Annotated in this window: 20 protein-coding genes; 2 read left to right on the plus strand and 18 right to left on the minus strand. The window is 36.8% G+C overall.

Going from position 1 to position 20,028, the window contains the following annotated elements; all coding sequences use genetic code 11:
* Nucleotides 1–110: 110 nt before the first annotated feature.
* Nucleotides 111–875 (minus strand): enoyl-CoA hydratase/isomerase family protein, encoded by a 765-nt coding sequence (locus IW16_RS00235; protein WP_034738545.1) that lies wholly within the window; start codon nucleotides 873–875, stop codon nucleotides 111–113.
* 310 nt (nucleotides 876–1,185) lie between these two features.
* Here IW16_RS00235 and IW16_RS00240 point away from each other — a divergent pair, with 310 nt between their 5' ends.
* A complete protein-coding gene (locus tag IW16_RS00240; RefSeq protein ID WP_034738547.1) occupies nucleotides 1,186–1,734 on the plus strand; it encodes a phage tail protein in 549 nt (182 codons plus the stop codon).
* Between the two features lie 25 nt (nucleotides 1,735–1,759).
* On the plus strand, nucleotides 1,760–2,581 hold the full coding sequence (locus IW16_RS25500; protein ID WP_051889804.1) for a T9SS type A sorting domain-containing protein: 822 nt from the start codon (nucleotides 1,760–1,762) through the stop codon (nucleotides 2,579–2,581).
* Nucleotides 2,582–2,663: 82 nt separating this feature from the next.
* On the opposite strand, the gene IW16_RS00250 is transcribed toward IW16_RS25500, so the two are convergent.
* The 17 genes from IW16_RS00250 to IW16_RS00330 all read right to left on the minus strand — a co-directional run bounded on the left by IW16_RS00250 (nucleotide 2,664) and on the right by IW16_RS00330 (nucleotide 19,932).
* Nucleotides 2,664–5,345, minus strand: a complete 2,682-nt coding sequence (locus IW16_RS00250; protein ID WP_034738549.1) for a DEAD/DEAH box helicase family protein — start codon at nucleotides 5,343–5,345, stop codon at nucleotides 2,664–2,666.
* A gap of 23 nt (nucleotides 5,346–5,368) precedes the next feature.
* Nucleotides 5,369–6,070: an SMUG2 DNA glycosylase family protein gene (locus tag IW16_RS00255; RefSeq protein ID WP_034738552.1), complete on the minus strand. Its 702-nt coding sequence runs from the start codon at nucleotides 6,068–6,070 to the stop codon at nucleotides 5,369–5,371.
* 34 nt (nucleotides 6,071–6,104) lie between these two features.
* Nucleotides 6,105–6,851 (minus strand): DUF4241 domain-containing protein, encoded by a 747-nt coding sequence (locus tag IW16_RS00260; RefSeq protein WP_034738554.1) that lies wholly within the window; start codon nucleotides 6,849–6,851, stop codon nucleotides 6,105–6,107.
* Nucleotides 6,852–6,884: 33 nt separating this feature from the next.
* The gene (locus IW16_RS00265; protein WP_034738556.1) at nucleotides 6,885–7,418 is read right to left on the minus strand and encodes an SMI1/KNR4 family protein; all 534 of its coding nucleotides are present in this window, start codon (nucleotides 7,416–7,418) and stop codon (nucleotides 6,885–6,887) included.
* 185 nt (nucleotides 7,419–7,603) lie between these two features.
* A complete protein-coding gene (locus IW16_RS26480) occupies nucleotides 7,604–7,765 on the minus strand; it encodes a bacteriocin-like protein (protein ID WP_165571941.1) in 162 nt (53 codons plus the stop codon).
* Between the two features lie 210 nt (nucleotides 7,766–7,975).
* A complete protein-coding gene (paaZ, locus tag IW16_RS00275) occupies nucleotides 7,976–10,471 on the minus strand; it encodes a phenylacetic acid degradation bifunctional protein PaaZ (RefSeq protein ID WP_034738560.1) in 2,496 nt (831 codons plus the stop codon).
* Between the two features lie 26 nt (nucleotides 10,472–10,497).
* Entirely contained in the window at nucleotides 10,498–10,767 is a 270-nt protein-coding gene (locus IW16_RS00280; protein WP_034738563.1) for a hypothetical protein, read from the minus strand.
* Complete coding sequence (locus tag IW16_RS26850) at nucleotides 10,764–12,089, minus strand: DUF6624 domain-containing protein (RefSeq protein WP_051889806.1); 1,326 nt, start codon at nucleotides 12,087–12,089, stop codon at nucleotides 10,764–10,766. The genes IW16_RS00280 and IW16_RS26850 overlap by 4 nt, the downstream gene beginning before the upstream one ends.
* 19 nt (nucleotides 12,090–12,108) lie before the next feature.
* Entirely contained in the window at nucleotides 12,109–12,939 is an 831-nt protein-coding gene (locus IW16_RS00290) for an alpha/beta hydrolase (protein ID WP_034738564.1), read from the minus strand.
* Nucleotides 12,940–12,997: 58 nt separating this feature from the next.
* The gene (locus IW16_RS00295; protein WP_034738566.1) at nucleotides 12,998–13,591 is read right to left on the minus strand and encodes an acyltransferase; all 594 of its coding nucleotides are present in this window, start codon (nucleotides 13,589–13,591) and stop codon (nucleotides 12,998–13,000) included.
* Nucleotides 13,592–13,706: 115 nt separating this feature from the next.
* The gene (pcaF, locus tag IW16_RS00300) at nucleotides 13,707–14,912 is read right to left on the minus strand and encodes a 3-oxoadipyl-CoA thiolase (RefSeq protein WP_034738568.1); all 1,206 of its coding nucleotides are present in this window, start codon (nucleotides 14,910–14,912) and stop codon (nucleotides 13,707–13,709) included.
* Nucleotides 14,913–14,966: 54 nt separating this feature from the next.
* Nucleotides 14,967–15,380, minus strand: a complete 414-nt coding sequence (locus IW16_RS00305; protein WP_034738569.1) for a PaaI family thioesterase — start codon at nucleotides 15,378–15,380, stop codon at nucleotides 14,967–14,969.
* A 2-nt stretch (nucleotides 15,381–15,382) separates the two neighbouring features.
* A complete protein-coding gene (locus IW16_RS00310) occupies nucleotides 15,383–15,697 on the minus strand; it encodes a hypothetical protein (protein ID WP_034738570.1) in 315 nt (104 codons plus the stop codon).
* 14 nt (nucleotides 15,698–15,711) lie between these two features.
* Entirely contained in the window at nucleotides 15,712–15,939 is a 228-nt protein-coding gene (locus IW16_RS00315; protein ID WP_034738572.1) for a hypothetical protein, read from the minus strand.
* A 21-nt stretch (nucleotides 15,940–15,960) separates the two neighbouring features.
* Nucleotides 15,961–17,094, minus strand: a complete 1,134-nt coding sequence (locus tag IW16_RS00320) for a 3-hydroxyacyl-CoA dehydrogenase NAD-binding domain-containing protein (RefSeq protein ID WP_034738575.1) — start codon at nucleotides 17,092–17,094, stop codon at nucleotides 15,961–15,963.
* An 84-nt stretch (nucleotides 17,095–17,178) separates the two neighbouring features.
* On the minus strand, nucleotides 17,179–17,979 hold the full coding sequence (locus tag IW16_RS00325; RefSeq protein ID WP_034738576.1) for an enoyl-CoA hydratase/isomerase family protein: 801 nt from the start codon (nucleotides 17,977–17,979) through the stop codon (nucleotides 17,179–17,181).
* Nucleotides 17,980–18,165: 186 nt separating this feature from the next.
* Nucleotides 18,166–19,932, minus strand: coding sequence for a right-handed parallel beta-helix repeat-containing protein (locus IW16_RS00330; RefSeq protein ID WP_034738578.1), 1,767 nt, complete (start codon nucleotides 19,930–19,932; stop codon nucleotides 18,166–18,168).
* Nucleotides 19,933–20,028: the final 96 nt, after the last annotated feature.

Genomic DNA, 20,028 nt, shown 5'->3' on the forward strand with positions numbered 1-20,028 from the left:
CGCTTCATAATTGAAGCGGGTTTCTTCTGATTCAAATTCAAATTTAATACATCAAAAATAAAGAGGTTAACCATTTGGATAACCTCTTTATTTTTATGTTAAGTAAAGAATTATTTTGCTCTTAATCTTTCTTTAATCCCTTCAATATTTTTCTTCGCAGAATCTTCAAGAATTAAACTGGCACTCATATGGATTCTTGCAGGCATCAATTCATTAAAATGATCGGTCCCTTCCCACGATACTTTCTTGATTAAAGCTAATGCATCACTGCTTCTGGAAGCTAACGTCTGCATAAATTTTTCTAATTTAGAATCCATTTCTTCAATGTTTTCTGATACGGAATGATAGACATTGTGCTGTTCTGCCCATTCTGCTGATCTGAAATCAGCATCAATAGCCATTGCAGAAAACTGTGACTTTCCAATTTTTCGTTCTACATACGGTCCGATCACGAAAGGTCCGATTCCTAAATTAATCTCTGTGAGTGCCAAAGCTGAATCTCTAGTCGCGAAACAGTAATCTGCCCCACAGGCAATTCCTACTCCTCCACCGGTTGTTTTCCCCTGAACTCTTACCACCACTATTTTCCCACAGTTTCTCATCGCATTCAGAACTTTAGCAAATCCTCCGAAAAATTTTGTTGAGGCTTCCAGTTCTTCTATAGACAAAAGCTCATCAAAACTTGCTCCTGCACAGAATGCTTTTTCACCTTCACTCTTTACCAAAATAGCCTTTACTTCCTCTTTAGCGCCTTCATCGAGAATAGTCTGAGCCAGTTTCTCTAAAATAGCACCCGGAAGTGAATTGCTTTTTGGTGTTCCGAAAGTAATTTCGGCGATATTGTTTTTAATTTCTGATACTACGAATTCGTTCATTTTTATTTTAATTGGATTCTTACAAAAATACTAAATACTGGTCTTCTGGAGAAAATTATAAGGGATAAAATAAAGATTAAACAACATTCCTAAATCAGTGATTCTCCATACCGCATAAAACGCCTGTACATAAGGCAAAACAAATATCTATTACGTATAAATACGGACTCCTGAATTTGGTATTTTCTACTCTAGTCCGGCCTTATTATATATTGTTCCTTTGGCTTATCAAAAAAACTAACCATCACCGGCGGAATCCGAAAAGCCCAGAACAGAGTAGGAAAACTTAACAACTGAAAAAACTATTATCATGGACGAGTACATTGGAATTGTAAAACTATTTGCGGGAAACTTTGCCCCTAAAGGCTGGATGTTCTGTGACGGAAGCTTACTGAGAATTTCAAATAATTCTGCTTTATTTTCCATCTTAGGAACCACGTACGGAGGAAACGGTGTAGACACTTTTGCACTGCCTAATCTGAAAGGACGTATGGCCATAGGAGCTGGAAATGTAAATGCAAACGAATATTATCCTCTGGGAGTTGCAGCAGGAACGACACAAAACACAATCATGGCACAGAATCTACCAAGTATCGGATCCGGATTTCAACTGAAAGTTGCCAATGTCAATGCTACAGCTTCTACTCCAACAGCTACATCATCTATTGCTAAAACAGGAACACAGATAGGCAGGGACTTCAATGCAGTACCGGGTTTTGCAGCCGTTGATCCTGATACGGCTCTTAATGCCAGATCGATCTCATACATCGGACAAAATCTTCCGATGAATAATATGCCGCCTTACTTAGGGCTGAACTACATCATCTGTATAGAGGGAATTTATCCTTCGCGCAGTTAAAAACAACTTATTTAAAACCTAAATCATGAAAAGAACTATTTTTTTAACCATCTGTAGTCTGTTCATATCTCTACTATCATTCGGGCAGACCAGTACAGAGCAATTTGAAACCGAATCCAACGGGAGTTCAAGTTTCACTGATAACGGAGTAATCTTCAGTATTATTTCACATGTGGGAGTTTTCGATGTTCAGGCCGATTTTCCTGATACAGGATGGAACGGAACAGCGAACGACAACAGGTATATTGATAACTCCAATAATACGGCCTCACCACCGTCTTTCAGTATTAAAACAACTTCCAATCTGTTTAAAGTAAACAGATTCTGGATGTATCTTTCAGCTCTTAATTTAGATTTGACGGTACAGGGAACCTTAACGGTTACAGGAAGACTGAATGGAGTAACCAAGTTTACCCAGACAAAATCTAATGGCTTTGCCACTTCTATGACTCCTACCAATGGATACACCCTGATTGATCTTACCAATTTAAACGGTCAGAATTATTCTAACATCATTATTGATGAGCTTAGACTAACATTAGGAGGAAACTACAGATATGCAGGGTTTGATGCTTTTACCTGGGTAAAAGACAGTGGTCTTGTACTGGCAGCACAGGAAACAATTGCTTCACAAAAAGTAATAAGCATTTACCCCAATCCTACCAGCGGATCTTTTTCTATTCAGACGGAAGACAATGCACCTGCTGAGATTTACAGTCAGGATGGGAAACTTATTAAAAAGCTGGATATGAAGAAAGGAACCAATCAGGCAGATATCTCGGAACTTCCGAATGGCGTTTATATGTTCAAAACACCATCTGGTACCTCCAAGATTATCAAAAAATAAAAATTTCATAAGTGATTTGTGCCCTCGAAAAGATTCTAACGCATAAATGAGAAATCCCCTGAACAATCAGGGGATTTTATTTTTATCGGGTCCATTTATGAAGATGTTCTATTCTTGCATTCTTTTTTAACAGAGACTGAAACCTCAGCTGTAATAAAATACGGCGCCCTTCAATAGTTCTTGTAAAGACCAGCTCGGATTTCTCCAGTTGGGCACTCCAGTTTTGAGCAAACAGATCTGCACTTTTTTTATTTTTGGCGAAAATTTCAGGTACCGGATAGTATATATATTTTTTCGTAAAGAAAAGTTTCGTCTGTTGTTTAAGCAGGTAACGGGGATTATCTATTTTAGAAATTACTTCCTGCAAAACCTGAATAAACTGCGATTTCTCATAATGACTTCCTCCCTCAAGATAGCAGAACATATTATTTGTATCTCCTGAACTTACTACTTTCATATTTTCAGGAACTGTAGTAATGATTCGCTCATAGATGAGACTCTTCAGAACAACTTCACCAATGAGCCCCAAGTGCCCTGCTATATTTTTGTATTTCAGATACTGTCTTAATGCCCGGTAAAATTTTAGTCCGTACGCTACAAATCCCAATCCCCCAAAAAGAAATAAGATCCAGGAAAAGCTTTTAACAGAATCAATGGCCTGCATATTCCTGAGTATTCCTAAAAGAATATCCTGTCCAAAAAGCAGAACGGTTGATATCATCACCCTGGAAAGATCCGCTGTCATTTTTCCAAGATAGGTCATCTTCATATCCTTTACTGCTGCCAGATCACCGGAAGGCACCTTAATTTCTTCCACAAGAATATTTCCTTTATCCAAAGCGGATTTCCAACGCTTCGTAAGATCTTTTCTGCTTTTAGCCCATGAAAAACTATCTTGATTAACGGTCGGAATTTCATCTTCCCTTTCAATAGTTTTGATGTGCAGCCTTTCAAAATTATTTTCAATGGAGGTTTCCTGTTTCGTCGAAATACCTACAAAAGTTTTGAATCGTCTTTTTATAATATCCATGTCCTGACCGCCATTTTCACTCTGTGGGTCGAAACATACGAGATGCCAAATATTACCGGTCTTTTCAGGAGCATCTTTATCTATTCTGATCACCCTTCCTCTCATCTGGTTAGAGAGAACAAATGAGCTTACAAAACTGGCGAGTATGAGGGTATTCATTTTGGGAGCATCCCAGCCTTCCCCGAGTAAAGCTTTCGTTCCGATCAAAACCTGAATACAGCCCTGCTGAAAGATTTCAGTGATGATCTGCACAATATCCTGTCTGATCTGTTCTGTAAGAATAACCTGGATATAATTATTATCATAAATAACAGGAGAAAATGATATCTCGGATATCCCTCTTCTGATACACAACTCACTCAGCGTCTCCTTTACAGACATTGGTATAATGACAATGCTCCCTGTAAGAACGCCTATTTTTTTATTCTGTATGTTCTCCCGTCTCAGTTTTTCAAAAATGGGAATGGCACCTATTGAATCGAGCTGGAGATTATTTTCATTGTCACCGGACAGGTATTCTTTTTTAATAAAATCGGTAAGAATTACCATTTTAAGATCTTCCTTCAGCACAGAAAATTCAAATTCCACGATATCTTTGATTCCCTGAAGTTTTCCAATACTGGAATTGAGGATCTGGTTCAAATTTTTATTGTTGAAAAAACTGATAGTCTTTTTTTCAAAAAAACCCTGTCTTTTTAATCTGTTGCCTAAGGCTGTACGATGTTCGTCCACATTCTTAAAATTCACCTCATCTACGATCAGGTAAAAGTCAAGAAGTTCTTCGAACCAGAAAAAATCAAATTCGGGAATATACTGATGCTGATCGCCAATGATTTCAAAGTGAATTTTGGAGATTTCTTTTTTTCTGAAATGAAGATAGATGAGTCCGGAAGTATACGAAGATATATTTTCATAAATCCAATCCAAATGTTCCATCGGTTTTTGATAAACAGGGTGCTGTTCTAATGCATGCAGAAGAACATCATCATTTTCAATTTCTTTAAAAAAAGCAGCTGCCTGGATATGGTAATGTTCTATTTTCTTCTGTTCTTCGTAGGATGGTAACGTAAAATAGACCAAATCCTGATGCGGACAGAGATCGCCTTCAATCATTAATTCAGGAACTGAAATCTCCGCATCAATAGGACCGTTCAGCTGAATATATTTTTGCCATTCCAATCCTGAGACATCGAATGGTGGCGTTGCAGTAAGAGAAACAACCGTAGGATCTACGGCGGCCTTAAGTTCCATTAAACTTCTCCACCAGGCATTTTTCAAATGATGGGCTTCATCAAAAATAAAAGTTTTCACTTTCAGTTTCTGGAGTTTCTTTATAATTTCAGCTAAGGAAACCCTGGTCGATTTTGTATCAGCTTCCGTTTCATCATCAGGAAATCCGGACGCTGCATGAATTCCCTGATACGTCGTTACGGTAATAAGTCCGGGATTTTTAATATCTGTGGAGATCCATTCCGGTACTGTTTCCGTGTCAAGAAAAAGTTCGCAAAACCTTTGAACCCACTGATTTTTGACGGCTAAAGTTGGCGCAACGATTAATGTTGGCTTATTCAGTCTGAGCATTACTTCCAGCCCTAAAACAGTTTTCCCAGATCCGGGAGGTGCCGTGACATGTAAGTGATTATTCGTCAGATATTCATCAAGATTATCTAAGAATCTTTTCTGATAAGCACGCCAGCTGTATTTGAATGTTGTATGAGCAGGAAAAATTGTCATGGTGTATAGTTAAACTTAAAATCTTACAATGAACATCTTTGTTTTTTTAGTGCTATTATATATTTGTCGATGTATAATTGTTTTTCTTTTGTTTTATATTGCTGGATATATCTTGGATGTTCAAGAACGGTCATCTTTTCGAATAAGTTTGCTTCTTTATTGAGTTTTGAAATAAATTCCGAATTCTTTTTACCTAAAACGAAAACTTCGGAGGTATCCACTCCCATACTGATATGCTTCTTCAGAGAGTCAATCATAAACTCTTTTACAGCTTCAAAAAGTTTTTTATCATCGTAATAGTTTGCATTAAGCCAGCCTGTTTTTGTTTTTCTTACAATAGCCAGTGGAAATGGTGAGTTGATATAAATATCTCTGTAAAATTCTTCAGGTCCGCCATAACCTGCAATCATATCATACATGAAAACAGAAGAAATTTCGTGGGTACGCGCAGAATCCATTTTAATCCCACATACGGACTCCAGTCTCTTTGTATCTGTAAAAGGAACGCCTGTGACTCCGGCTCCATGCCGGCTGGGATTGATACCAATCATCAATTTCCTCTGACTCCTGTCATGATAATATTTGTGATAAAATTCCTGCATGACTGTCATCGTTTCCGGATTGTCCAGATAAGGATTCATCACATCAAATCCCTCAGGAAGATCTCCTGAAAACTGAAGATTTTTATTGAATTCTATGACGGAATCTGCAAAAGTTGTATTCATTGGACAATTATTTTAAGAATGCTAAGTCATCCGGCTAATCTGTATATTCATCATCGTTTTCGTCCTCTCCCTCTTCAGATAATTCCATTTCAATATCAATAAAGAGGATATAAAGACTGCTGATCTCTCCTTTTGAGTCATAACCAAAATAAACAGGATATACTCCATCTCCCAAACCGCTTGCAAATATTGGAATCTGATACTCTGTGCCCGGCACTTTCCAATTGATCCAGTCTCCCAAATCCCTTTGATTATCCGGGTTTTCATTATAACTTTTGGCAAAAAGTTCTGCAAAATAATCATCGTAAATATTGTCTACATCGAGTTCTGAAATAAACTTATCCACATAAGGGACAACCTGTGTGTCTGTAATACATGCCAATCCTGCATCTACTACAAAGCCAAAATAATCTTCTCCCTCAGCGTCTCCAAGTTCCTCTTCTCCTATCAATGCCTCTCTGTACACAACAGCCGCTTCTTTTGTAAATTCTACCTTAACGGCAGCATAGCGATCTCCCCAATCTTCTAATTTTGCCACAGCAATTTTAACAGGAAAATTACCTTTAGGTACTTCAACAAAATAAGGTTTTTCCCTTGCATTTAAATATACTAAAGGGTCTCTTACAATCACTTTTCCGGAAGGAATGGATACATTCCCAATTTCCATTACTTCCATTTTCTGATCCATAATCTCATCTGAAGTAAAATAGGATTCAATATCTACCGGCGAGATAAGAATATCTTTTACTTCTTCCCATTTTTTCATCCAGGCCTCATTCATAATTGTATGTATATAATTTGTATTAAAATTTAATCAATTGTCAAAATCATCTTCATCTTTCAGTCCTTTTATGAAAGTTTCAAAGTCTTTAGCCAGAAATATCTTCCGGTAATCATTTTCCTGATCAATATGAACCACTTCAGGTTCTCCATCTTTTCCGCAATTGGAATAATCCAGCAGAACCATATCATGACCGGCTGAAGGACAGTCGCAGATATAAATACCGATTGCGGGATATCCCCATTCCTCGATCATAAACTGACTTCCGAGCTCTCCGCAGATGGAATAAGTTTTCTCTCTTCCTATTCCCATAATTCCTGTTATCGCTATATGATCGTCTGCCCATGAATTCTCTTCGGTAGTAGGAAAACAGGATTTATCCACCAAGCCACCGTTCTGAATTCTCATCAGTTCGATATAAGAAGCAGGAAGTTTATAGCCAAGTTCTTCTTCTACGGAAGAAATAAGGTCATCATCCGGAAAAGGCTCTATATAATCTCTCTCTGAATAACTGCTTTCATTCCAAAAGTCAGTAAAATCAAAGTCTTTGAAAAATTGTAGTTCCATATGTTGTTTTAAATAAATGAGATTCTGATCGTACTGTAAAAGTAATTATCATTTTTAATAAAACCCTTTATTCAATTAAGATTTTTCATCGTTTTTCATCCCTGTCAAAGTTTACAACCTTGACAGGGATGATTAAAAAATCCCTTTCAGTAAAACCAAAAGGGAGTATCAATTTATATTTTATTTTAGGAATCAGCACATATATAACATGCTCTTGGAATATTTGGCCATTTTCCAGGGAGACAACAACTTCCCGGAGGGCAAGAATTAGGCAGGCAAGCCCAGTTTGGACCGGCACCTTTTACAGATCTCAATTCATTTCTTGAAAGCTTTTTTAAATTTTTCATAGTAATTAGTTTTTAATCTTTTTTCCTACTCTATATGCTTTTCGGATTTCGCCTATTAAAGTTACTCATTTAAATATAAACTTTTATATAACTATCCAATTTTTCAGACCATTAGACTTTAATTGAATCTTAAAAACTTTCTTCAACCAGTAAAAAAAAGTAGCAATTTATTGCTAAACTGCTACTTTTATAATTGTTATATTACTTACATTAAATCAATCCAAACTGTTCAAAGTGGTGTGTAAAATGCTTTTTGTGCATCAGCTCCCACATTTCTTTATTCAGTTTTCCGAACACGAAGTTCATATGCTCAGCCTGTGGATTTTCTTTGTAATAAATTGAAAATCTCTGTAAATTATCCAGGAAAGACTGTTTTGCGGCCTCCAGATTTTTATGTTTTAATTCCAGTAAAGTTTCATCTTCTGCAAGAAAAGGAGCCGGGAAATCTTTCGGCATTTTTCTATGGTTATACAGAGAGTCCTGCCATTTTTCCAATTGTTCTTCCGGGGTAAAACATTTGTCGGCTTCCGGTTCACCTAAACTTACCAAAACTCCATGTTCCAGATGTTCGATCATTTGCTGAGGTGACATTTTTCCCCAAGCAGACGGAGTAGTTTCAGTTAGTCCTCTTACTATTTTCTGAACATTTTTGACATTCAAATCAATGAACGGAGAATGTTTTGCCACCAACGTTAAGATCGTTGCTACACAAACGACTTCCTCTCTCTGATTAACGACTTCAACCAGCCACTTTACAACTCCGGAAGGAATGTTTCTTCCTTTTACCCCTCTGTTTATTTTTTCTTTTGCGGTTAAATACACCGTAATGGTATCTCCTGAATAAACCGGTTTAAAGAATGAACAGTTTTCCAATCCATAATTCGCGATAACCGGTCCTTTTTTCCCTGAAACGAACAATCCAGCTGCTGCTGAAAGGATGAAATATCCGTGAGCTACTGTTTTATCGAAAATAGTGCCTGTAAGACTTGTAGCATCGGTATGGGCATAAAAATGATCCCATGAAACATTGGAGAAGTTGACGATATCTGCATCAGTAACTGTTCTGCCTGCTGTTTCAAGTGAATCTCCCACTTCAACATCTTCAAAATATTTCTGGAACGGATGTTTATCCGCATACTTTTTCTCTGCACCCTGCTGATACACTTTGGTAATCGCAGTCAATACATCCGGAGACCCTTGAATCGCTGTTTTCTGAAGAAAGAAATGAAGACCGTTTAGTCCACCCATTTCTTCACCTCCTCCAGCTCTTCCCGGACCACCGTGCATTAAAGTAGGAAGCGGTGAGCCGTGTCCTGTACTTTCTTTGGCGTTATCTCTGTTCAGTACAAAAATTCTTCCATGCTGGGAAGCCATTTTCCATGAAGTTTCTGCAATGAATTTTTCGTCATGAGAAATAATCGATCCTACTAAACTTCCTTTTCCTCTTTTTGCCAGAGCTGCCGCTTCTTCTGCATCTTTGTAAGGCATCAACGTGGAAACCGGTCCAAAAGCTTCTACATCATGAGAGATATTTTTCTTAAAAGGCTTATCGTTTAAGAACAGTTTAGGACTCATAAATGCACCGTTATCATAGTCGGCATCTACGAGTTCATGTTTTCCGTCGTAAACCAGTTCGTTTTCAGTTTTTAAGATATTTACTTTTCTTACTACCTCATCATACTGCTGTTTTCCTACAAGCGATCCCATTCTGGTTTCTCTGCTCAAAGGGTTTCCTATCTTTGTTTGATCTAAAGCTTTAGATAAAGCATTCTGAACATCTCCGATGAGGTGCTCAGGAACAATGATCCTTCTGATAGCCGTACATTTTTGTCCAGCTTTTGTTGTCATTTCTGTACGTACTTCTTTGATGAAGAGATCAAATTCCGGAGTTCCCGGTTTGGCATCCAGACCAAGAATTGAACAGTTCAGGGAATCTGCTTCCATATTGAAACGTACGGCATTTCCAGCGATAGAAGGCATAGATTTCAACTTTCTTCCTGTATTGGCAGAACCTGTGAACAACACAGAGTCTCCGTCCTGAACGTAATCCAGAATATTTCCGGGCTCACCACAAACCAGCTGAAGAGCACCTTCAGGAAGCACACCGCTTTCGATCATATCCTGAAAAACAGCGTTCGTAAGGTAAGAACCGTAAGGAGAAGGTTTTACAATAGAAGGAACACCCGCCAGAAGAGAAGTGGATAATTTCTCCAACATTCCCCAAACCGGAAAGTTATAAGCATTAATCTGTATAGAAACTCCTTCACTTGGTGTTAAAATATGAGTTCCTAAGAAAGTTCCGTTAGCCGAAATTTTCTGAGTTTCACCATCCACCCAGAATGGAGTGTTTGGAAGCATTCTTTTTGCCAATCCGGAATAGGTAAAGAAAGTACCAAAACCTCCTTCGATATCTACCCACGAATCTGCATGAGTTGCTCCTGTTTTATATGATAATTCATAATATTTTTTCTTTCTTTCCAAAAGATAAAGAGCTACTTTTTTCAGCATCTCTCCTCTGTCATAGAACGTCATGGAGGAAAGGTTGTTGTAGCCTACTGTTCTTCCGTAGTCAAGAGCCTGTTCAAAATGAAGCCCTTCTGTATCTGAAACAGCAACCTGCTCGCCTGTAACGGCATTGTATAAAGGAATTCCGTTTCCGGTACCTTCTACCCATTCTCCGTAGATGTAATTTTTCAGTTTTTCCATATTATTTTTAACTTTTTACCTGACTTTTATTTTTTAATAATGAGTTGTACTATTTTCCTTCCTCCCATAAACAGCAGGAACAGAATAAGGGAAAAATCCAGAATCAGGACTGCATCAACTACTAAAGTATACAAGAAGTCTTTGTGTTTCAGTTTTCTGATCACCGCTTCTGATTCTACATGTTCCAGCGCATCTGAAATTCCAACTGATTCCCATAATAAACAGAATCCACCATAATTGACTCCAATAAGAGCAATCAACAGGAATATCCAATATTTCTTCAGATGATTTATCATTCTTTTTTCTGAAGAAGTTCCAAAGCTTCTTTCAATGTATATTTCTTATATTCGATACCTGCTGCATCTTTAGCGTAATCTTCGATGGTCCTGCCAAATCCGGAATTCTTTCTTAATTCATTGACGTTGTCCGGATCTTTTAATGGCCATACAAATGATAAAGTTTCTGTTTTCCCATTTTTTGTTCTAAAAACCGAACGGATCTGTGTTCCATAGATCTGTTCTTTATTTTCATACATCAGCTTTCTGTCCAGCATCATGGCATAAAGTCTGAACGGCAGTTCTTTTTCATCGGCTGCTTTTTTAATCAGAGGAAAATATTTTTCGATTTTAGGAGAATGTTGGATAACATACCATACGGCGTAATTCTCAGGCTCACCCACCAGAGATTTTCCAGGATAGCCATATTTTTCAATGATCTTTTCAACTTTAACAAGATTTTTCTGATCCTGATCGTCCATCAATTTTATAAGCCCAGTACTCACGTCTTCTGTAGAGAGGTTTTTCTCTTTTATGATCTCTGCCTTTCTTTCGGGCGTAATATTGGGTTGTGTCAGCTCACGGTAGATCTGGTCGTCTTTATAGATCTGCGCAAGCTCTTTCTTGAGTTCAAGGTTGAGCGGTTTTACATCGGTTTTCTGAACGTCTCCGAACTTCAACACTTCATCCAAAGTATAATTCTTAAAAACAAAACTCTTTCCGTAGAGACGCTTGGCATAACTTTCAACCGTATCATAAAAACCAGCTTCTTTTCTGAGTTTGTTTACATTTTTGACATCTTTTATCGGCCAGATAATAGGCTCGCTTTCCTTCTCTCCATCGTGAGAAGAAAATCCCTGTGTTCCATAGATCTGCTCTTTCCCAGCATCCATTAATTGTCTGTCCAGCATCATCGCATACAATCTAAACGGAATTTCTTTACGATCAGCCGCCGTTTTAATAACCGGCATGTACTGATTAATTTTTGGAGAGTGCTGAATCACAAACCATGCGGTTTCATTTTCCGGTTCTCCTACCAGAGATTTCCCGGGATAACCATATTCTGCAATAATTTTTTCAACTTTTTCAAGATTGATTTTATCCTGCTCACCCATCAGTGCCCATAATCTATCCGTAACATCTTCCTTACTAAGATTTTTTTCCTTCATGAACTTTTCCTTCTGCTCCTGGGAAGCATCAGACTGCATCAGTTCACGGTATATCTGATCATCTTTTTGAATCGTGGCCAATTCATTTTTAAGCTTCAAATTAATTTTCTTATCCTGATTTTTCTGAGCATTGATCAGAAAAGAAAAGAATATGACAAAAAATAAATATCTCATGATCTGTGCTTTTGGATGTTTATTTTTTAGGCTCTTTGTAAGGGACTAATTTTACCAAACCTTCATACAAACTTCTGTGAAGTATCGTTGCATGATTATCTGTTTCCATGACTTTATATTCAACCTTCCAATTCTTTTTACCTGCATTTTTCAGGGTCTCATAAAGGGATCCTGCGTCTTTTACCATTACGGGATGCTCATCTTTACCTACTGATATATAGACGAATTTTTTGGTGTCCGGACTTTTTGAAAGTAAACCTGGAGCTTCTTTCAACAAGCTTTGATCATCCCACCACAAACTTGGGCTGATGATAAAATAATTATTGAACATTTCCGGCTTTTTGAAAAGAATTTCTGTCGCAAGAAGACCTCCCAGCGACTGTCCAAATATATATTTCTCTGTACTTTTATACTGACTTCCGATGTAAGGCAGTAATTCTTTTTCCAGAAAATCAATAAACTTACCTGAATGACCTGTTGTAGGATAATCCTTCTGTAAATCTTTCAGATCTGTATGAAAGGTAAAATCCCTTTTTCTGTCGATATTGGCAATTCCAACCACTATGGTTTCAGGCATTGCATACATTTGATTAAAAAACTGTACTAATCCCGAAACATGAATAAAGTCTTCATTCAATGATCCATCCAGAAGATAGATAACCGGATATGATTTTGTTTTATCGAAACCGTATGGCAGATAAATATTTAAAGTTCTGTCTTCATTTAAGATCTTAGATTTAAATGTTCTGACCTCTCCAATAGTCAGCGGTTTCACTTTCTCATTCTGGGCTAAAACCATGAATTGAAAAGCAAATAATATACTACAGACAATGAGTATCTTTTTGATCATATTCGTTTTATGTGTATCATAAAACCTTATAGGCTTAGAAGTCTATAAGGTTTAAAGTTTATTTTAAATCCGCCCAGATGCTGTAATCAACTGGTTTGGTCGCGGTTTGTTCTACATATTCTGAGAAAGGCTCACATGGAAGAATCGCTTCTTTTCCTTCTCTGGCCAACTGCTGATAAAGTTTGGTTCCTTCTGTTTTCCAGTGGATCATTTCATCGGAAACGTCGCGAATGATTTTCGCGGGACTTCCTACAATCAGTTTTCTAGGTCCACAGGTGAAATTAGCAGGAACAAAGGCAAGCGCTCCAATGATGCATTCATCACCGATAACGGCTTTATCCATTACTACAGAATTCATTCCTACAAGGCAGTTTTTACCGATATGCCCTGAATGGATGATTGCGCCGTGCCCGATATGGGCTGATTCTTCCAGGATGGTTTCAATATTGGGAAAAACATGGAGGGTACAGTTCTCCTGAACGTTGGCTCCGTCTTTAATGATAATTTTTCCCCAGTCGCCACGAATTACGGCATTGGGCCCAATATATACTTCTTCACCGATTTCCACATTTCCGATAATAACCGCCTGCGGATGGATATAGGCAGAGGGTTTAATAATAGGGCGGATACCGTGGTATGAGTAGATGTTCATAATGTTTAATTATTTTAATTTAACAATGTATCAGTCTAACAATGTGCTAATCTGAAAATTCCCAGGTCATATTAATTATTACACTGATCCATTATTATCATTACATTGAAAAAAGTTATACTTTTTCAATAACCATTGCATATCCCTGTCCGACACCGATACAAAGGGTACACAATGCATATTTTTTCTTCTGTTTCTCTAATTCGATAGCAGCAGAACCAATGATTCTTGCTCCTGAAACTCCCAGAGGGTGACCGATGGCAATAGCTCCTCCATTTGGATTGACTCTCGAATCATCATCCTGAAGACCTAAACTTCTGGTCACGGCTAATGCCTGTGCTGCAAATGCTTCGTTCAGTTCAATGATATCCATATCATCCAAAGAAAGATTTAACCTTTTTAATAGTTTCTGTGCAGCTTCTACAGGTCCGATTCCCATAATTCTAGGTTCCACACCTGCTACAGCAGATCCCAGGATCTTAGCTTTAGGCTTTAAACCATATTTTTTCACGGCTTCTTCGCTTGCCAGGATAAGAGCTGCTGCTCCATCATTCATTCCGGAAGCATTTCCGGCAGTTACAGTTCCTTCTTTTCTGAAGGCCGGACGAAGTTTTCCCAACCCTTCCATTGAAGATGCAGGCTTGATAAACTCGTCCTGACTGAAGATTTTAGGTTCACCTTTTTTCTGAGGGATTTCAACTTTTACAATTTCTTCCGCCAGTCTTCCGCTTTCCTGTGCTTTTGTAGCTTTCTGCTGAGACCAAAGAGCAAATTTATCCTGATCTTCTCTACTTATATTGTGCATATCCGCTAAGTTTTCAGCGGTATCACCCATCCCATCTACGCCGTATAATTCTTTCATTTTAGGGTTGACAAAACGCCATCCGAAAGTGGTATCAAACATCTGACTGTCTCTTCCGAAAGCTGTTCCAGGTTTTGACATTACATAAGGCGAGCGGGTCATGTGTTCTACTCCACCAGCGATATAAATTTCGCCTTCTCCGGAAGCAATAGAACGGAAAGCATTCGCCACCGCCGACATTCCTGATGCACAAAGTCTGTTTACAGTTTCGCCTCCTATTTTGTATGGAAGTCCCGCTAATAAAAGAGCCATTCTGGCTACGTTACGGTTATCCTCTCCTGCCTGGTTGGCACATCCTAAAATAACATCTTCAATTTCATCTACCGGTACTTCGGGATTTCTTGCAATAATTTCTTTGATAACTACTGCTCCCAGATCATCAGCTCTTACTTCTGATAATCCTCCCTGCAATTTTGAAATTGGAGTTCTGATGTAGTCTATAATGTATACATTGTTCATTTTTTATTAGATTTTTAGATTTCAGACATCTGATGTTTTTTATCTTTTATCTTTTTATAATTCAGTTACCTTTTTTCCTATTTTATAGACCGTTCCGACGAATTTTGCGATCAGCTCACTGTTTTGATTGGTAATCTTAATGTCATAAACGGCTGTTTTTCTGGTATCGTTCACCAGAATACTTTCTGCTCTGAAAGTATCTCCTTCCTTTCCTGCTTTTGTAAAATTGATCATACAGTTCAGTGCAACAGCTGCATCCCCCGTATTGTTGGATGAAAATGCCAATGCAGAATCTGCAAAAGCAAATGTAACACCTCCATGAACCGTTTTCAACCCATTAATCATCTCTTTCTTGATGGGCATTTCTATTAAACAATAATTTTCTTTGACTTCGATCATTTTGATATTCATCCATTGGGAAAAATAATCCTGATCAAACATATAATCTGCAACTTGTCTTGGATTCATTTCTACTTTATACTTGTTATTTCTTCATATAATTCGTCAACCAATTTGTCATAAATACCCATGGTTCTGCCAAAAATTATTTTCTCATATGAAAGATTTTCAGAATTTGATGGATTTTCAGACTGATAGGGCGCATTTAGGTCAGTTCCATTTTCATTAGCTAATCTTCTGATAAGCTCTTTGTATTTCTCATTAAATGTTCCCAACATTCCAAGTCTTTCCTGATCATCATTCATTGAAGAAAGTTCCTGAATGATATATTCTTTTTCATTTAAAAGCCTTGTTTCTAATTCGGCTCTGAACTCATCTATATTCATTAAAAAAATAGTAATTATTTCATCAAATCTTTTCTTTCAGGTTCTTTTAAATATCTTTTACCATCTTTATCAAAACCCCAAACATTTGATATTTCTCTTAATTGAAATAAATCATAATCACCTTTATCAATTTTGATTCTATTCAATCTTCTTAATCGTCTATTGGCTTCTAATTTATTTTTCTTTTCTGTCTCTGCAGTGGTAATTCCTATGATCGGAGTTTTCTTTCTTGACCTACTCATCAATAAATTAGTCACTATGAATTACAATTTTCTCAACAATGGGCTTTGTCTGTATCTCTCTTCCTGATATTCTTCATAAAGATTCTGAAGGGTTTCAGAGAGTTTTGCATATCCGATTTCTTTTCCCCATGCCAGCAATCCTTTTGGATAATTAACTCCTTTCTGCATTGCCAACTCGATGTCTTCATCATTGGCAATTCCTAATCTTTTGGCTTCTACCGCTTCGTTGATCAGCATTGAAATGATTCTTAAAAAGATTTGCTGATATAATGCATCATCTTTGTGAGCAGCCGGTTTCTCTGCGCCTTCTGCATAATCATAGAAACCTTTTCCTGTTTTTCTTCCATGAAGTTTGGCTTCGGCCATTCTTTGCTGAAGCAGAGACGGTTTGTATTTCGGATCGTAGAAATAGTCTTTGTAAACTGTAGTGGTTACCGCAAAATTAACGTCAACACCAATTAAATCCATTAATTCAAAAGGTCCCATTTTAAAATTCCCTATTGTTTTCATTGATTCATCAACCTGTTCGGGAGTTGCAATGTTTTCTTCAACGATTCTTAATCCTTCTCCATAGTAAGGTCGGGCAATTCTGTTGACGATAAATCCTGGAATATCTTTAGCAATCACCGGAGTTTTACCCCAATCTTTCATAAGATTATAGATTTTTTCCGGTAATGATTTTTCTGTCAATAAAGAAGGGATGACTTCAACCAAAGGCATCAGAGGAGCCGGATTGAAAAAATGAATTCCAATAAAACGTTCAGGCTTGTTTAATTCCGCACCGAGAGAGGTAATAGAAATGGATGATGTATTAGACGCGATAATACAGTTTTTAGAAACATAGGTTTCAAGTTCTGTAAATACCTTGGTCTTTATGTCTTTGTTCTCGATAATAGCTTCTATAACGAGATCTGAATCTTTCAAATCCTCCAAAGCTTCACCTTTAACGATATTGTTTCTGATTTCTGTGGCTTTTTCCTGAGAAATTTTAGCTTTTTCAACTAATCTCTGAAGTGTTTTCTCTAAGCCTGATAATGCTTTATCAATCTGCGGTGTATTTGCATCAAATAAAACGACTTTGCAGCCCGCTGTTGCAGCTACCTGAGCGATTCCTACGCCCATGGTTCCTGCCCCAATAATTCCGATATTTTTCATTTTTTATAGATATCAGAAACCAGAAGTTAGAAGTTAGGTTGCATACTTACTAATATCTAACTTCTAATCTCCAGCTTCTATAATTTATTTTCCTTTATAATCAGGTTTTCTTTTCTGTAAAAAGGCATTTACACCTTCGATGAAGTCTTCTGTCTGTGCTGCTTCCTGCTGTAGATCACCTTCTAATTCAAGCTGCTCTTTCAACGTATTGTTATAAGATTGAGCAAAAGCTTTTTTAGTTAATTTAATAGCTGCAGTCGGCATATTTGACATTTTCCCGAGGATCTCCATAGATTTCGGAGCAAATTCTTCCTCGTTGAAAACCTCAGCCACCAAACCATAGGATTTAGCTTCATCGGCTGATAATCTTTTCCCTGTAAATGCTAAATAATTAGCGAGCTGTCTTCCCAATAATTTTGGAAGGAAATACGTTCCTCCTGTATCAGGGATCAATCCGATATTGGAGAATGCCTGAGCAAAATAAGATTTCTCTACTGCTAAAACAAAATCACAGATCAATGCCAGCATCGCACCTGCTCCTACTGCCGGACCATTTACCAATGCCACAACAGGTTTTTTACAACGTGTAATCTCCATTACCAAAGGATTGTAGTAATCTACTACAATTTTTCTGATGATATCATTGTCATGGTGCTCATTACCCTGCACGAAAGCGTCATCCAGATTCTGACCGGAACAGAAAGCTCTTCCTCTTCCTGAAATCGCCACACATCTTACAGTAGGGTCTTCACTACACTCTTTAATAAAATCTTTCAAATCTGATAAAGATGGCTTTGTAAGCGCGTTCATTGTTTCCGGCTGATTGAGGTAAGCAACTTTCAGTTTACCTTCAAAATGCGTTTCAATATCAAGTTGTGTATACATGGTTTAAATTTAAAAATTAAATGATTAGAGAATTAAAAAATTACACTGCTCTAATTTAACAATATAAAATAATGTGGCAATCTCTTTAATGTAACAATATAACAGATTAACAATGCTGCAAATAAATCTAACAATGTACCAGTTTAACAATTATTCTAGCATTGTTAAACTGGTACATTATATCATTTAAATAATTACGTTATTATAAAAATTTTCGTGATAAATTGTTTGGCCAGGTACATCTGCATCATTAATAGCGCTTATTGATGCATTGTAAATTAAATTATCTTTAACTAATACCTTTTCAGTTCTTATATAGAGTCCTCGTTCAACATTTTCAATTACATTATTCGCTACAATAACAACATTATCTAAAGAATCTCCTGTATTAACAATAATACCATACCCATAATTATTATTGGTAATAAAGTTCCCATTAATCCAAACCCTTCCCATAAAGGTATGTTTGCCATTAAGACCATCTATCTGAACACCAACTATTCCTTTCAAATCCGGGTTTAAATCTCCACTAAAATTATTATCATTAATGTAGATTTTAGCTATTTTACGAGGTTCAAATTCTACTTTATTGATAACCTTAATCCCTTGAATATATACTCCAATAGCCTTAAGATTAAAAGCCTGGTTATTAGTTATGGAAACTACATCCATATCTCCATGAAGAGTTATACATCCTTTTAAGTTATAGAATTTATTATTTGAGATTTCAATATTTTCTGAATTACAAAATGCAGATAGCCCTTGAAGAATTATTCCATAACTCGTTGTCCCTGACGATTCCAAAATATTATTGCTAATTGTTATATTTCTGAATTCTGTCTGATTAAATTCTGCCGCCCCCCTTGAAGAAGCGTTGATCATTCCTCCATCATCTGAAATTAACTGATGAATTATATTATTACTAATAATTCCGTTTTTTCTCGTCCCATCAAATCTAATGGCTCCCCAAGTCGTATTTCTGAATGTATTATTAGAAATAACAAAATTATTTACACTGTCGTAGAAGTCTATTGCGTACAATCTATGATGCCCCGTATTATCTCTTCCACAGTATTCAAAATAATTATTGTCAATCAATACTGATCCATAATACCCCAAATCAAATCCGTAAATACCGCATGGTGCCTTAGATGAGTCATGGTTTTCAGCATTTCTGAAAATATTATTCTCTACTATTACGTTGGCATTATGAGACTGTGAAATGACTAAATGTTCCATCATATAAATCTGCTCCTGAACACCACTTTCAAATAGATTATTGCTTACTATGATATGCCCCTGTTCACAATTATAGAAACGTACAGCACGATTATATAAATCATAAAAATGACAATTTGTAATCTCTATATTATGTGAACCGTTAATTTCATATGTCCCTTTAATTAATATTCCTCCATTAAATTCTTTTGAAAGTGCATCATCAGAAGAATTATAGGTTGGCAAGTTTCTTTTGTTCAGATCAAATTTGAATCCTTCTACAATAATATTATTACAATCTGTAAAACTGAAATAAAACCCTTCAACCCTTTCATTAGAATTTGATTTAATCACTGTGTGCTGTTTATCTCCCAAAAGTTTGAAACAGGAAAGATTCTGAAACGTCAGCTGCCTGTTTACAATATATTCTCTTGCATCGAATCTCAATGTTGCTCCTAAATAGGCAGCCATCTTAACAGCGGCTAAAATGATTTCCTCATCATTAGCATACCTTTCATTACATCTATACCATTCAATATTAATGGTATTTTCATGTAAAATAGCTTTATAATACAGGCCGTTTTCCTGAATAAGCACTACACCATCTTCCGGTAAATTAGTTTCATTGATTTTCTGATAATAAACCTCTTCTCCGGTATGGGGAAAAAATTTATTGAATCCATAATCTGCAGGATTACATGTTGATGGAAATTTCTGGCTGTTGCAGTTTGTCATAATAAATGTTTTGTGTTGATTATTTTAAATAAGATCATTAAAAAATGATACTGAAGCAAAACTAATGGCTGCTAACGACAAAACTTGTCGTATCAT

This window comes from Chryseobacterium vrystaatense, from assembly GCF_000737765.1.
GTDB lineage: Bacteria > Bacteroidota > Bacteroidia > Flavobacteriales > Weeksellaceae > Chryseobacterium > Chryseobacterium vrystaatense.